The 14151-nt window shown below is 32.5% G+C and carries 19 protein-coding genes; 15 read left to right on the top strand and 4 right to left on the bottom strand.

Features of this window, described 5'->3' with window-relative positions; genetic code table 11:
* Positions 1-175 precede the first annotated feature (175 nt).
* The 5 genes from FOD82_RS08100 to FOD82_RS08080 all read left to right on the top strand — a co-directional run bounded on the left by FOD82_RS08100 (position 176) and on the right by FOD82_RS08080 (position 5130).
* Positions 176-1465: an adenylosuccinate synthase gene (locus tag FOD82_RS08100; RefSeq protein ID WP_144355927.1), complete on the top strand. Its 1290-nt coding sequence runs from the start codon at positions 176-178 to the stop codon at positions 1463-1465.
* Positions 1466-1468: 3 nt separating this feature from the next.
* Positions 1469-2764: an adenylosuccinate lyase gene (gene purB / locus FOD82_RS08095; RefSeq protein WP_144355926.1), complete on the top strand. Its 1296-nt coding sequence runs from the start codon at positions 1469-1471 to the stop codon at positions 2762-2764.
* A gap of 558 nt (positions 2765-3322) precedes the next feature.
* A complete protein-coding gene (locus FOD82_RS08090; RefSeq protein WP_144355925.1) occupies positions 3323-4192 on the top strand; it encodes an SEC10/PgrA surface exclusion domain-containing protein in 870 nt (289 codons plus the stop codon).
* A 223-nt stretch (positions 4193-4415) separates the two neighbouring features.
* Positions 4416-4778, top strand: coding sequence for a hypothetical protein (locus FOD82_RS08085; RefSeq protein ID WP_144355924.1), 363 nt, complete (start codon positions 4416-4418; stop codon positions 4776-4778).
* A 10-nt stretch (positions 4779-4788) separates the two neighbouring features.
* Positions 4789-5130, top strand: a complete 342-nt coding sequence (locus FOD82_RS08080; protein WP_144355923.1) for a hypothetical protein — start codon at positions 4789-4791, stop codon at positions 5128-5130.
* Between the two features lie 89 nt (positions 5131-5219).
* Here FOD82_RS08080 and FOD82_RS08075 read toward each other — a convergent pair whose 3' ends face one another.
* A complete protein-coding gene (locus tag FOD82_RS08075) occupies positions 5220-6089 on the bottom strand; it encodes a helix-turn-helix transcriptional regulator (RefSeq protein WP_144355922.1) in 870 nt (289 codons plus the stop codon).
* Between the two features lie 153 nt (positions 6090-6242).
* On the opposite strand from FOD82_RS08075, the gene FOD82_RS08070 reads away from it, so the two are divergent.
* The 10 genes from FOD82_RS08070 (at position 6243) to FOD82_RS08030 (ending at position 12670) form a co-directional block, all read left to right on the top strand.
* A complete protein-coding gene (locus FOD82_RS08070) occupies positions 6243-6656 on the top strand; it encodes a hypothetical protein (protein WP_144355921.1) in 414 nt (137 codons plus the stop codon).
* A gap of 59 nt (positions 6657-6715) precedes the next feature.
* Complete coding sequence (locus FOD82_RS08065; RefSeq protein WP_144355920.1) at positions 6716-7528, top strand: hypothetical protein; 813 nt, start codon at positions 6716-6718, stop codon at positions 7526-7528.
* Complete coding sequence (locus tag FOD82_RS08060) at positions 7528-8106, top strand: hypothetical protein (protein ID WP_144355919.1); 579 nt, start codon at positions 7528-7530, stop codon at positions 8104-8106. The genes FOD82_RS08065 and FOD82_RS08060 overlap by 1 nt, the downstream gene beginning before the upstream one ends.
* 9 nt (positions 8107-8115) lie before the next feature.
* Positions 8116-8715 carry an ABC transporter ATP-binding protein gene (locus FOD82_RS08055; protein WP_144355918.1) on the top strand — a complete coding sequence of 200 codons (600 nt, stop codon included), beginning with the start codon at positions 8116-8118 and terminating at the stop codon, positions 8713-8715.
* Positions 8708-9187, top strand: a complete 480-nt coding sequence (locus FOD82_RS08050; protein WP_144355917.1) for a hypothetical protein — start codon at positions 8708-8710, stop codon at positions 9185-9187. The genes FOD82_RS08055 and FOD82_RS08050 overlap by 8 nt, the downstream gene beginning before the upstream one ends.
* A gap of 111 nt (positions 9188-9298) precedes the next feature.
* Complete coding sequence (locus FOD82_RS09860) at positions 9299-9943, top strand: hypothetical protein (RefSeq protein WP_242450208.1); 645 nt, start codon at positions 9299-9301, stop codon at positions 9941-9943.
* Positions 9933-10208, top strand: coding sequence for a hypothetical protein (locus FOD82_RS09905; RefSeq protein ID WP_186277725.1), 276 nt, complete (start codon positions 9933-9935; stop codon positions 10206-10208). The genes FOD82_RS09860 and FOD82_RS09905 overlap by 11 nt, the downstream gene beginning before the upstream one ends.
* A 6-nt stretch (positions 10209-10214) precedes the next feature.
* On the top strand, positions 10215-10637 hold the full coding sequence (locus FOD82_RS08040; protein ID WP_144355916.1) for a hypothetical protein: 423 nt from the start codon (positions 10215-10217) through the stop codon (positions 10635-10637).
* A gap of 109 nt (positions 10638-10746) precedes the next feature.
* Positions 10747-11679, top strand: coding sequence for an EamA family transporter (locus FOD82_RS08035; RefSeq protein ID WP_144355915.1), 933 nt, complete (start codon positions 10747-10749; stop codon positions 11677-11679).
* Between the two features lie 67 nt (positions 11680-11746).
* The gene (locus FOD82_RS08030) at positions 11747-12670 is read left to right on the top strand and encodes a DMT family transporter (RefSeq protein WP_144355914.1); all 924 of its coding nucleotides are present in this window, start codon (positions 11747-11749) and stop codon (positions 12668-12670) included.
* Between the two features lie 34 nt (positions 12671-12704).
* Here FOD82_RS08030 and FOD82_RS08025 read toward each other — a convergent pair whose 3' ends face one another.
* From FOD82_RS08025 to FOD82_RS08015, 3 genes are all read right to left on the bottom strand, one after another.
* A complete protein-coding gene (locus FOD82_RS08025; protein WP_144355913.1) occupies positions 12705-13391 on the bottom strand; it encodes a cobalamin biosynthesis protein CobQ in 687 nt (228 codons plus the stop codon).
* 77 nt (positions 13392-13468) lie between these two features.
* A complete protein-coding gene (locus tag FOD82_RS08020; protein ID WP_144355912.1) occupies positions 13469-13819 on the bottom strand; it encodes a type II toxin-antitoxin system PemK/MazF family toxin in 351 nt (116 codons plus the stop codon).
* On the bottom strand, positions 13816-14079 hold the full coding sequence (locus FOD82_RS08015) for an AbrB/MazE/SpoVT family DNA-binding domain-containing protein (RefSeq protein ID WP_144355911.1): 264 nt from the start codon (positions 14077-14079) through the stop codon (positions 13816-13818). Before FOD82_RS08015 ends, FOD82_RS08020 begins: the two co-directional genes overlap by 4 nt.
* Positions 14080-14151 lie beyond the last annotated feature (72 nt).

Here is a 14151-nt window from a genome sequence, read left to right as displayed (position 1 = left end):
CGTGAAGTTTTCGAAACAAAGATAATATAAAAGAGAATCATCTTTTTGTCAACAATAAAAGCGAACTATATTTTTGAATTAAATAAAAATGATTCGCTTTTTACATTGACATTCTAATAATTATTGCTAGAATATCATATGTAACAATTATTGAGATTTAGAGGAGAAAGTAAAAATGACAGCAGTTGCAGTTGTAGGTAGTCAATGGGGCGATGAAGGTAAGGGTAAAATTACCGACTTTTTAAGTAAAGAAGCCTCAATGGCAGTTCGTTCAAATGGTGGTAACAATGCTGGCCACACTATTGATATTGATGGCAAAACTTTTAAGATGCGTCTTATTCCATCTGGAATTTTTGCTGCAAAAGATGGTGCAGTTATTGGAAATGGTGTTGTTATCAATCCTGAAGTAATGTTCGGCGAACTTGATAACCTTGAAAAAGAAGGCATTGATACAAGTAAGCTTCGTATTTCAAACCGTGCTCATATCATTATGCCTTACCACATCTTGCAAGATGAATATCAAGAAGAAGCCAAGGGAGATAAGAAGATTGGTACTACTAAAAATGGTATTGGTCCTTGTTATATGGATAAAGCTTCAAGAGTTGGTATTAGAGTCTGCGACTTGCTTGAAAGAGATACTTTCGAAGAAAAATTACGTGCAAACTTAGCAGAAAAGAATGCACTCTTTACTAAGGTTTATGAAAAGCCTGCTCTTAATTTTGATGATATTTTTGAAAAGTACTTAGAATATGGTCAAAGAATGAAGAAGTATGTAACTGATACTTCTGTCCTTGTGAATGATGCACTTGATAAAGATGAAAAGGTACTTTTTGAAGGTGCACAAGGTGTAATGCTTGATATTGATGAAGGAACTTATCCATATGTAACTTCTTCAAACACTATTTCAGGTGGAATTGCTTCTGGTATTGGAATTGGAGCTAATCGCTTAAAGACTGTAATTGGTGTCTGCAAAGCTTATACTACTCGTGTTGGTGAAGGTCCATTCCCAACTGAATTATTAGATGAAACTGGCGATAAAATTCGTGATATTGCTCATGAATATGGTACTGTTACTGGTCGTCCACGTAGAGTTGGTTGGTTTGACTCAGTTGCTCTTCGTCATGCAAAGCGTGTAGCAGGAATTAATGCTTTAAGTCTTAATTTGCTTGATGTCTTTTCCGGTTTTGACAAGATTAAGATCTGTACAGCTTATGAACTTGATGGCGAAAAGATTGATTACTACCCAGCAAGTCTTAAGGAACTTTATAGATGTAAGCCAGTATATGAAGAACTTCCTGCATGGGAAGAAGACATTACTGGTGTAAAGACTTGGGAAGAATTACCAGAAAATGCTAAAAAGTTCTTGAACCGTGTATCAGAATTAGTAGGTGTTCCATTGGTAACTGTTTCAGTTGGACCAGATCGTGAACAAACTATCGTTTTGAAGAATCCTTGGGAAATTTAATTTATGTTAGAACGTTATACTCGTCCTGAAATGGGCAAAATTTGGTCACTTGAAAATAAATATGCTGCTTGGCTTAAGGTTGAAATTGCAGCAACTAATGCTTGGGCTAGCCTTGGGGAAGTTCCAGAAGCAGATGCAGAAAAAATTGCAAAAAATGCAAGTTTTACAGTTGAACGTGTGGCAGAACTTGAAGAAATTACTCATCATGATGTAGTGGCTTTTACTAGAACTGTTTCAGAAAGCTTAGGCGATGAAAAGAAGTGGGTCCACTTTGGTCTTACTTCAACTGATGTAGTGGATACTGCACAAGGCTATATTTTAAAGCAAGCCGATGAAATCATCCGTCAAGACTTAGCAGCTTTGAAAAAAACTATTGCTGAAAAAGCAATTAAATATAAAAATACGGTTGAAATGGGACGTACTCATGGGGTACAAGCTGAACCAACTACTTTTGGTCTTAAACTTGCTCGCTGGTATGCAGAAATCAATCGTAATATCGAACGCTTTGAACATGCTGCAAAAGGTGTGGAAAGTGGAAAAATTTCTGGGGCCGTAGGAACTTTTGCAAATGTTCCACCAGCAGTTGAAACTAGTGTAATGAAACAACTAGGTCTTACTCAACAGCCAATTACTAGTCAAATTTTACCACGAGACTTACATGCAGAATACATTGCTACGATTGCTTTGATTGCAACTAGTATTGAAAATTGGGCCACTGAAATTCGTGGTTTGCAAAGAAGCGAAATTCATGAAGTAGAAGAGCATTTCCGTGCTGGTCAAAAGGGTTCATCTGCAATGCCTCATAAGCGTAATCCGATTGGTTCAGAAAATTTATGCGGGATGGCTCGAGTTCTTCGTGGTGAAATCGTAACAGCTTATGAAGATGTAACTTTATGGCATGAACGTGATATTTCTCACTCCAGTGCTGAACGTGTTATTTTGCCAGATGCTACAATTGGCATTGATTACATGCTTAATCGTTTTAACCGTATTCTTACTAACTTGGATGTATTTCCAGAGACAATGCTCAAGAATATGGATCGTACTTATGGCTTGATTTATTCGCAACGTGTACTTCTTAAACTAATTGATGAAGCTGGTCTTTCTCGTGAAAAGGCTTATGATATGGTACAAAAATTAACCGCTAAGTCTTGGAATGAACAAACTTCATTTAGAAAGTTAGTTGAAGATAGCGAAATTATGAACTACTTGTCTGAAAGTGATATTGATGATGCTTTTGACTATCATTATCACTTACGTCATGTGGACGACATTTTTAAAAAGCTAGGCTTAGAATAAGATGGTAAAAAGACCTGAAAAGGTCTTTTTTGTTTTTCTACTATAAAAAATAGGAAAAAGATAACAAAGATATCTGCTAAGAAACTGAAATATATCATGGGATAGAAAATAAGATAACAAGCGAAGATAAATAAAAAATTTATTTGTATTATGTATAAAAATGGGTTTGACTACTAAAATAAGTAAAAATACTTATATAACAAGGTTTATTTTTAGAAAATATGATTTTGTATATTATAACTTTGGTTATAGTAATATATTTTTTTATATATTTTGAAGAAAAATAAAAAAACATAAAATTATTTATCTGATTTTTATTCTATAACGCCTATTATGGAACTTGACTTATTGCATGGGTAGAAAATAACTAAGGTTATATATTAAATACTGGTGTTATTTAACCTATTCGCGGGTAGACAATTATTTAAACCCTGCTATCCTTATAAATGAAGAGACGTAAAGGACTAATTGAGTTGATGACGAAATTGACTACTTCGAATTCAATTCAAAAAAACATAGCAAATGGTTATATATTTAGTAGATTAGGGGATTAGGAAAATGAGAAAGAACGTAAAATTTTTAGCAGTATTTGGAATTGCAGCTGCATTATTTGGCGGTAGTGTTATGATGAGTAATGAAGTAGGGACTAATGCTTCAGCTCAAGCAGCAACTATTAGCATGTCAAGTGCTAAGAAAGCTGGTTACAGCAAATCTAGAGTTTTGAAGGCTAACAAAGGACGCCTTTCTCAAAGTGATAAGAACAAGTTGATTAAGGGTTCTATGGTCGGTATGAAGAGCAACAACTGGATCGATACAGATGCTTCAGACAGAGCTAAGATTGTTAATGTAACTAACTTATCATGGAGTGACAAAGTTGAACTTAGTCACTTCACTATGAACTTAATCAATTCTGCCCGTCGTCAAATGGGTAAGAAGAACTGGACCTACAGAAAGGGTGCGTTGAAGTTTGCAGATCGTACTGCTGCACAATACTACAACAATAACCGTTCATGCTGGGATTCAGACCACTATGTAGCAGGTATTCAACGTGCTGCAAAACAATCAGGTCTTAATTCCTCTGTAGGTCAAGTATATGAAGACGAAGCTGGTCTTCCTATCAGCAGTGATTGGCATGGTCAAACTCGTTCAATGGCCGCTCTTAAGAATCAAATTTACTTTAACGTAAAGCAAATGGTATTCGGCGGTTTCTACGGTAACGAAAGTGATTACAACAATGCTTCTCGTTACACTGAATGGGAACACGCAGGCGACTTGTTAGGTCTTCGTTCATCAAACGGCTTTGACGCTAAGACTAAATACTTCGGTGTAAGCTTTAGTGGCTTAAAGAATGACGATAGCAAGATCAGTGTTCACATGATGGGTGTAGCAAAGCGTTACATCAAGAACTACAAGAAATTTAATAAGTAATCTTAATAAGTGATATAGATATAAATATATTCTGACAGTAGTTCGAATTTAATAAAGTTTCCTAATCCGAGAGGTTGAATGGTTTAGTCCCCATCTGACCTCTCTTTTAATATGCAAAAAATTTAGAAGATAATTGGACAAAAATTAGAATTTTGGTGAACACTTGAGTATGTAAGAAAAATCAGTTATAGTTGTCATAATATTTATGTGAAGGAGAAGCTATATGAAGAAGTTTGTTTCAATGGTAGTTCGTATTCTAGTGTTTTTAGTGGGAATTGCACTATCAGGATTCTTAGTTTGGCAATTAATGAATGGAGCTTCATTACTAGATGTAAATATAGAGGCAAAAGGACCAGTAATTGTAGTTATCTTCAGTCTATTATTATTGATTACGCTTGGAACAGCAGTTAGTTTTTTAGCTAATAGACATATGGTTTCAACTTTATTTTTAGGAGCGCTTTTAGCTGTGATGGCATTTATTCTTTGGATTCGTCATCCAGATCAAGGTGATATTTATACATGGTATTTCGTTTATGGCTTAGCTAGTGGTGTGTTGAGTCCATTTGTAATAAGTAAGGAACAATAGTTTATTTATAATGAAAGAATTAGAAAAGTCTTTGCGCGTATTCTTCATGATTATCGCGCTTTTATTATTTAGTCAGGTAATTGGCACAGGACTTGATAGCAGCAATTATTGGTTGCTTACATTTAGTGCTGTGATTATTTTGTCAGGAATAGTTGGACTAATTAAAAATTTAGAAAAGATAGTTTTAGTTTTAGATATAATCATCTTAATTGGGACGATTATTTCCTGGGCAATACTTCATGGAGCATGGCCACTGTATTTAATGTATCTTGTTTATGGAGTGGTACAAGCTTGGATGAATTGGTATTGGATGAAGCAAAATAAAGAAGATAATGAAGAAGACGCATCGTGAGGGATGCGTCTTTTTATGTGTAAAAAAGTTGCGTCTCGCGCAACTTTGGTAGATATAGAAAAACGTTTCTTTATACTTGTAAGAGTGAATTATTTGGAGGAGTTTTGAACTTTAGATAATGTCAACTTTAGCTCTTTTGCGAGATTATCTCGATCAATTAATGAAGCTAAATTAGAAATAGAGTTAGCTATGTTGTAATCATTCTTATTATTGTTAGTTTGATAGGACAATATGTGAGATAGAAATTTTTTTCTTAAACTTGAATCAGTGTTAAAAGCAGAATAGGGTAGTTTATTGATTTTAGTTAATAATTTCTGTGCTAAAGTTGTTTCTTTTAAGGTTAGCATGTTTAATGCATTTAAGAGTGAAGTAGTAGCATAAATTTCAGTTTCTAATCCTAACTTTTGAATAGTGGAAAAGTTATTGGTTATGGAGCAAGAAAGTCTATAAACAAAATTTGAATCCAAGAGATCAAGAGTATTACTGAAAATACTTATGTAATATTGGCTCCAGAAGTCTACATTACTTAAAGCGATGTAGAGCTTTTGTTGATAATTTGTAGAAAGCAAATTTTTTTGTGTTATTTGGAAGTATAAATTGTAGCCAGTAGCAGCCAAAAATAAATCTTCGTTTTTATTAGTATTTTTGTACATATCTAACTGTGATCTTGATAATGACAAAATTAAATCTAAATCATTTTCAATAAAAGCTTTTTGAAGATTATTTATTAGTTGATTCTCTGGACGTAATTTTGTCCAATTTTCAAATTCACTAGGTAAGATATGGATATTATATAAGAGCTGATTTAATTTTGATAAAGGTATTTCTCCATCACCGGTTTCCCAATGTGAAACTCTTGATACAGAGAGATTATCAATATTTTGAGTAGCTTTAGTTAAGGTTATGTTTTGTAGTTCTCGAAGTTCTCTAAATTTTTTACCAATTTCATTTTTAATCATTGAGGAGGTCCTTTCGATTTGAATAAATTTGTTGAAAGTTTATTTTCGGTATTTACAATGGTACCGATGAAGTTCTTTTAGTAGTTAAAGATATTACTTGAATTCTAATATTAAATCAAGTAATGAAGTAAGATTTCGTTTTGGAGGAAAGATATGTTATTTTCAAAGAAAAAGATTGTAGCTAAGTCTGTTGCTGCATTGGGTTTGGCATTGACTTTAGGTGGTACTGCAGTTGCTAGTGCTTCAAGTTGGACTATTACAGAAGTAAATGTAGGAGCTGGTGGATCATGGAGCTCTTATGGTGATCCTAACTTAAAAACTACTAACTCTAATGTTGCTTCTTTTAATGGGGATGCTTTACCAGCTGTATTAGGATATAATGTTCGATTAATTAATAGTCATGCCTCTGGTAGATCTTCTTGGGTTGGTTTATATAAAGATAGAACTACACATGCTGATAATAATTCTGGAAAACGTAATTACTATTACTATTCAGATGTACGCTCTCAAACATTTGAACCTAATGAGACCCGCGTAAAACTTCACTTCAGTTCAGATCGAAAATAATAAGCGATAAGAGATCTTAGTAAGATCTCTTTTTGTACTTAATGAAAGAGGAAAAAGGGATGACAAAAAGAACAAAAAAGATAATTGTAATAGGGGCATTAATATATTTTGTATTAACGACTTATATGGTATTAGCTGCTATTAAAGAAGAACTCCGTCCTGGGTTAAAGTTCGATGTGGATAATGGAATATACATGTTTCTTGGTGTACAGCCATTTGGGTTTGCGGATGACGGATTTATTACAAGTATGATGCCATTACTTTTAATACCAGTATTCAGTTCATTTTATATTATTTTCATTAAGAATAATAATGGTATCACTAACATAATTCAGAGAATTGGCTACAAAAAATATTTACAGACATCAGTTTTACATGTTTTTTCATTTGCTAGCGTTTTTGCATTGGGTGTTCAGCTTTATGAAATAGTGTTAATTAATTGGTTTTATTCTCCGTTTGCTTTTACTTCAAATAGTCTAGTAGTAAGTCAACGACCCCATTTTACAAGTAATAGTTTGATTCATTTAATTGCATATTTGATTACTTCTTCCGTTGGTTGGGGAATATTTGCAGTACTAATTTTTGCAATAGGATTATTTATTAAGAAAAATGCTATTTACCTAATTTCAGGAGCTGTTGTAGGATTAGCGTTAATGCTATTCTTTGCTTTATTTCCAATTAATTCAATTACTGTGTTTGTAGCTAATATAACTACAATATTTAATTTGATAGCACCAGGTCAAGTTTCTATACATAGCCAATTCCCACCATTAGGATTACCTTTAACTTGGATAATAATTGCCATAATTTATGCATCTGTTTCATTTTTATTAATTAAATTATGGTATAAGAAGCAATTGCGAGGTGCCTAATGCAAGATAAGACAGAGAAATACTTTAAACAGACACTTCTTTGGATAGCTGGAATTGGTTTAGTTGCTAGCTTTTTCTTTAGTAATCAACATGATGATATGGTTGAAATTCCATATGCGTTTTTATATAAACATGGTATCTCATTATATTTTCAAACTGCAGTCTATTTGATTGTTTTTACTCAGATTCTACGACTTCGTCCAATTAGAAATATGATTGAAGTACGTAATAAGACTAATGAAACTATTTTAAAATTATTTAAATTAGTATTATTGGACTGGTTTATTTTTTGGAGTTGTCTATTGATTCCATATTGCTTGATTCATCGGACGAAATTATTTCAAGTTGGAGATTGGCGCGTGGGATTACTTCTATTAGTAATGCATATGCTATTAATGCTTATCGTAATGCTAATTATGATAGCAGCTTATAGTATGCCGTATCCATATTTGGCATTTGTTTTTGCACTACTTGTAACGCTGCTATATCACTATAACTTAGAACGGCCAATATTAATGGTTAAGTATAGCATTATCTTCGATCCATTATATCAAGCAATCCACCATATTTATTATTAAGGAGAAAGTATGTTAAAAGTTGAGAATTTAAATAAAAAGTTTGGCAAAAAAGAAGTCCTAAAAGATGTATCCTTTGAATTACAACCCGGAGAGCGACTTCATATTATAGGAAAAAATGGTTCTGGTAAGTCGACGATTTTTAAAATTATTACTGGAATTTTAAAGCAAAATAGTGGCACAGTTAATATTGATGATGGAGATGTAATTGGCGCACTTATTGAAAATCCAGGCTTTCTTGAATATGAAGCAGGTCTTGAGAATATGAAATTCTTGGCCGAACTTAATCATAATTATAATGAAGATCGCGTACGCAAGTTAATGAAGCGTCTATCGCTTGATCCAGATGATTCACAGGCTGTCAGTAAGTATTCAATTGGAATGCGTCAAAAACTTGGTATTATTCAAGCAATCATGGAAAAGCAGAATATTGTTTTACTTGATGAACCAACTCGCGGAATTGATAAAGAAGGAATTGCAGTTTTTGTAGAAATATTAGAAGAATTGAAAAAGCAAAATCGGGCTGTAATTATTGCTAATCATGATGACATTCCAAATCTTAAGTATGATAAAGAATTAAAGTTAGTAAATGGAGTCTTGGAAGGTGAATAGAAGGCGCGGATTTTGGATTTATGCATTTATTACAGCTTTAATATTATTTTTAGCTAGGATAAACTTACCAGAATTGACCTTGAATAAGATGCAAGTGGTTAATTTTGGTTTAATTAGTAGGCCTTTAAGAGTAGCTTTGTTAAATGCAAATGTTATTTTCTTTGATTATGCTTCTATTATTTTTGCAAGAAGTGAGGCAGATTCAATAGAGAGTTTTTTGCATTTTAGAAAAGTAGGTTTTGTCAAAAGATGGAAAGCATTTGATAAAAATTTTTTTGAATATTTAATACCAGTAATTATAATTCATATGTTTCTTTATAATAGTAGAAACTGGATTATTTCCTTGGAAATATTGGCTGGATTTATTATTATGTGGATAGTGTTAGTGGGACTGCCAATGTATAGATTGCCTAATTGGATAAGATATGTATTAGTGGCAGTAGTGATAGGAATATTTAGAGTTTTAGTGTAGGGTTTGAGAAAAATAATTTCTCAGGCTTTTTTATTTAAATTCAATGAAAGCACTTTATTTTTTGTAAACTAAGTATTATTATATTGATATAAATTACAAAGGAGTAAATATATGAAATTAAACAAATTAATAGCAAGCATAATACTGAATATAATAATATTAATTACTAGTAGTGGAAATGTATTTGCTTCCCCTAGTTCTGATAATTCAGAAGCTTTAAATCTATATAATCAGGGAATACGTGACGGTAAAATACAAAAATCTACTTATAATTATTCAGATTTTTTAACAGCTTATGATCAAGCTAAAGATATGTATCTAGATATTGATAATAATACTATCGATTTTGAAGAATACTTTGCCCAAGATAATAATTATGGTGCTATGCCAGATGGTTCTTCTCCTTTTGCAAATGATAAGTCTGATAATGATGAAGAGATATATTCACCATTTTTATCATTATATACCACATTGCGGAGAGCAAAATTTATGGGTAAAGTAAAAAAAGGAGATATTTTATTAGTTGGTGGAGCAGTGGGACATGCGGCAATAGCTACAACTGATAATTATATTTTAGAAATGCCAGGTGGATATAATGTTGTAAAGTGGTTGGTTACAGGAATACCTAATAATAATAGTCAGAAAACTAAAAGCCAATGGATAGATAAATGGTGCAATCATGGTAAAGCAAAAATTCAGATTTGGCGTCCTAAAAATAAAACTATGAGTTCTAAAGTTGCAAATTATGAGTTCTAAAGTTGCAAATTATGCTGATTATAAATTTTGGAGTAGTACGCACTCTAAAACTAAAAATAGATATATAACATATAAAATTACTCCTAGTTTAAGAAGCTTTGATCCAAATTATTGTTCTAAGTTAGTATGGCAATCATTTTATTATGGTTCAGGTAATTATAATGTTATTGGAACATGGTCAGCGGGATTAACATATGTAATGCCTAAAGCTTTAATTAATACTTTTAATAATACATATGCACCATATAAGGTTGCAACATACTAAATATCTATGAAAACTATAAAACCACGTAAAGTACTGTTGATTTTGTTAACATCTCCTGTTTGGATATTTATATTATTTTGCATTTTTAATACTTGCCAAGATATATATTTAGAGAATCAAAAAGCAATTGCATTACAACAAATGCAAAAAGTTACAAATCAACAAGGATATGAACCTATAGATTTTGATGCAGTTAAAATTAACGGAAAATTTATTACTATTTATGATTATCAAAGTTCATTTTCTACTAAAAAAACTTTGAAAAAGAATAAAATATTATTTCGAAAAAATAATATTCATCTAGGCAAATATGATGAATTAGATAGTCCATATAAGTATTCTATAAGTGCTGCTAAATTTTCCGGTAAATGGAAGGTTTATATTAAAGAAGAACCATTTGGAAAAGAAAAGGTATATACAGTAAGATAGTTTTAAAAAGCTTTGAGAAAAATAATTTCTCAGGCTTTTTTATTTTTAGCTTTTTTCTTAATTTTAAAATGTTAAAATTAGGTATTCACTTAAGTTTGGGAGATAAAAAATGGTTACGAAAAAACAGCGTCAGCTTTGGGCTTTTCTAGCCGCAGTGGCCTGCGTTATGTGGGGAATATCAGGTCTTTTTGCAAAAGCTTTGTTTAATTTGAGTCCAGCAATTACGCCAATGTGGTTAACGCAAGTCAGAATGGTCGTATCGGGTATTATCTTAATTATTGCAGCGGCAATTTTTAAGCAAAAGCCACTTAAAACGATGACTAATAAACGTGATGCTGTAGAAATTATTGCTTATGGTATTTTTGGATTGGTTCCATTTCAGCTTTTTTATTTTATAGTTGTACAAAAAGCAAATGCTTCAATTGCAACAATTTTACAGTTTGTGGGACCATTTTTTGTAATGGCATATTTAGCACTTCGTCGTCAACAGATTATTAGAAGACTTGATGCAATTGCAGCACTTGCAGCTTTTGTTGGTGTAGTACTCTTAGCAACGCATGGTAATTTTACTCATTTAGCACTAACACCTGATACTTTGTTCTGGGGATTTTTATCAGCCATTGGTGTAGCAACTAATACTTTAATTCCGATTCATGTATTAAAATTACGCAAAATCTCAAGTTTAGTAGTAACAGGTTGGGGGTTACTTTCTGCTGGGATCTGCTTAATGATAGTTCATCCCTCTTGGCCGCATGTTCCAAATGAACCGCGAGTATGGTTATACACTGCTGGGGTAATTGTGATTGGAACTTTAATTCCGTTTCAACTGATGACTAATTCACTTAGATTCATTCAAGCTTCAACTGCTAGCTTGCTTGATGCTTTTGAACCACTTGCAGCAACGATTGGATCAGTATTATGCTTTGGCTTAATAATGAAACCAATTGATTGGTTTGGCTCAATTCTTATTGTTTTGGCAGCGATGGCGTTAAATATTGTACCTAAATCTAAAATTCAAAATGCTGAAAATCTAGAAGATTAAACTAGCTACCTATTATTAGATAGTTTGCATGTTATGATTAATATTGTTGAAAATGAGGAGGAATTAGATGGATTCAAAAAAACAGCGCCGTTTTTGGGCAGCAATGGCTGCTCTTGCTTGCATTATGTGGGGGATTTCTGGTCTTTTTGCGAAAGCTTTATTTGATACTAGTCCAAGTATTACGCCAATGTGGTTATCACAAATCAGAATGGTAACTTCAGGAATTATTTTGTTGATTGTGGCAGGACTAGTTAAACAAAAGCCATTTAAAACAATGACAAATAAACATGATGCATGGGTAATTATAGCCTATGGAGTTTTTGGATTATTACCAGTACAATTGTTTTATTTTATTGTAGTTGCTAAAGCAAATGCTTCAATTGCAACAATTTTACAATTTGTAGGACCATTTTTTGTAATGGCATATTTAGCAATTACAAAAAAACAAGTTATGCGCACTATTGACATAGTTGCAGCGATTGTTGCATTTCTTGGGGTAGTACTTCTTGCGACTCATGGAAAGTTCAACACCTTTGCAATTACTCCTGAAGTCTTATTCTGGGGTTTACTTTCTGCAGTTGGAGTTGCAACTAATACTTTAATTCCAATTAATGTTTTAAAACGAGTTTCTAGTTTAGTAGTTACTGGCTGGGGGTTGCTTTCTGCTGGAATCTGCTTAATGATAGTTCATCCCTCTTGGCCCAAAATTCCAAATACACCTGAAGTTTGGTTTTATACAGGGTGCGTAATTGTAATTGGGACTTTGATTCCATTTCAACTGATGACTAATTCACTTAGGTTCATTAAAGCTTCAACTGCTAGCTTGCTTGATGCATTTGAACCATTTTCTGCAACTATTGGGTCAGTGCTTTGCTTTGGGTTAGTAATGAAGCCAATGGATTGGGTTGGTTCAATTTTAGTTGTATTGGCTGCAATGGCATTAAATATTACTCCTAAGAAGAAAAATAAATCTAAACTTGAAGAAAATTAAAAATCACGAAGCATTTTGCTTCGTGATTTTTGTATTATTCTGCTTTTTCTTGAGCATTGTTAATGCGTTCATCATGGCGCTGTAAGATCATTTCAACAATAGCATTTGCAACGTTAACATTCTTAAGAAGCGGACCATGTGAATATGAACCAATGAAATTGCGATAACGTAAACCTTCAACACCATCTTGAGGGTTGTTGCCGTAACCTTCAATCATTTCACCTAAGGGATGTAGTTTATCAGTATTATCAAAATAAGTTTGACCTGAATGATTTTCAAAGGCAGTAACTTCTCCCCATTCAGTTCGATACTTAGTATCACCAATCATACGTTTATCAGCTTTGAAGACAGTATGGAGTGGTAAAATTCCAAGTCCCTTAATAGTTACACCAGAGTTAGTCTTGTAGTAACTTCCCATTAATTGGTAGCCGCCGCAAATACAGAGCATTGGATTACCATCGTTAACATATTTGTCTAAAGTGACTTTATGACGTGGTAAGTCTTTAGCAACAACAGTCTGTTCAAAGTCTTGACCACCACCAAAAAAGACAAAGTCATAATCAAAAGCATCAAAGTCGTCTCCAAGTGAAATGTTATCAACTTGAGTATCATAGCCTTGATTTTTCAATAAAAAACTTAAAATTTTAACGTCTCCAGAATCTCCATAGGTGTTCATTAAATCTTCGTATAAATATGCAATCTTAACTAGTTTTTCGTTCATTTTTATATCCCTTGATTTCTATAATTAACTCTTTTTATTGTACCTACAAGTAGCCAGTTAATCAAAGGAAAGAGAAATTATTTTTGTCTTTTTTGCTCTCCTAATTTAGCTTGAATGAATTCAAATAATTGAATTCTGTCAATATCTGATAATTTACCTAAGGGCTTTTTTGCAAAAATTTTTTCTTGTGGTAAATTATATGTTCTATGTGTATCAACATATGATGGGTGGCTTAATCCTGCAGATTTCCATTCTTTTATAGGATAATATAGTTGCTTAATAACATTAGATTTATTTTTATATTTACTGGTAATTTTGAAAACATTCACTCGATTTTGTGAAACCTTAACTACTAAAGCAGGTCTAACTTTACTTTTATCTATATCATCAAAAGGAACATCTGCTATATAAATATCCATTGCTTTCATTCATTTGTCATCCATTCATGGAAATTAGGTGATTTTTTAGGATCATAATTTCCATTTTTATCGAAATCAACTTTTTCACTTGGAAGTTGATCTACCAAGTTTGCCCAATCTAATGCTGTTGGTAATTTTTTAATAGTAACGGAGTTATCTTTTACTTCAAAGGTAACTTTGGTTCCTTTTTCTAAACCTAATAATTTGCGAATCTTTACAGGAATAACAATTTGTCCTTTTTGAGAAACATGTCCAGTTAATGAATCCATATAAATCATCCTTTCAAAATATAGCAAACCGTCTTACATCTTACATCTTACTATATTATAATTGTTTTAGCA

Origin of the sequence: Lactobacillus sp. LL6 (assembly GCF_007570935.1) — a bacterium.
GTDB lineage: Bacteria > Bacillota > Bacilli > Lactobacillales > Lactobacillaceae > Lactobacillus.
Note: the sequence above shows the minus strand (reverse complement) of the source record. Positions and strands in the feature narration are given on the sequence as shown.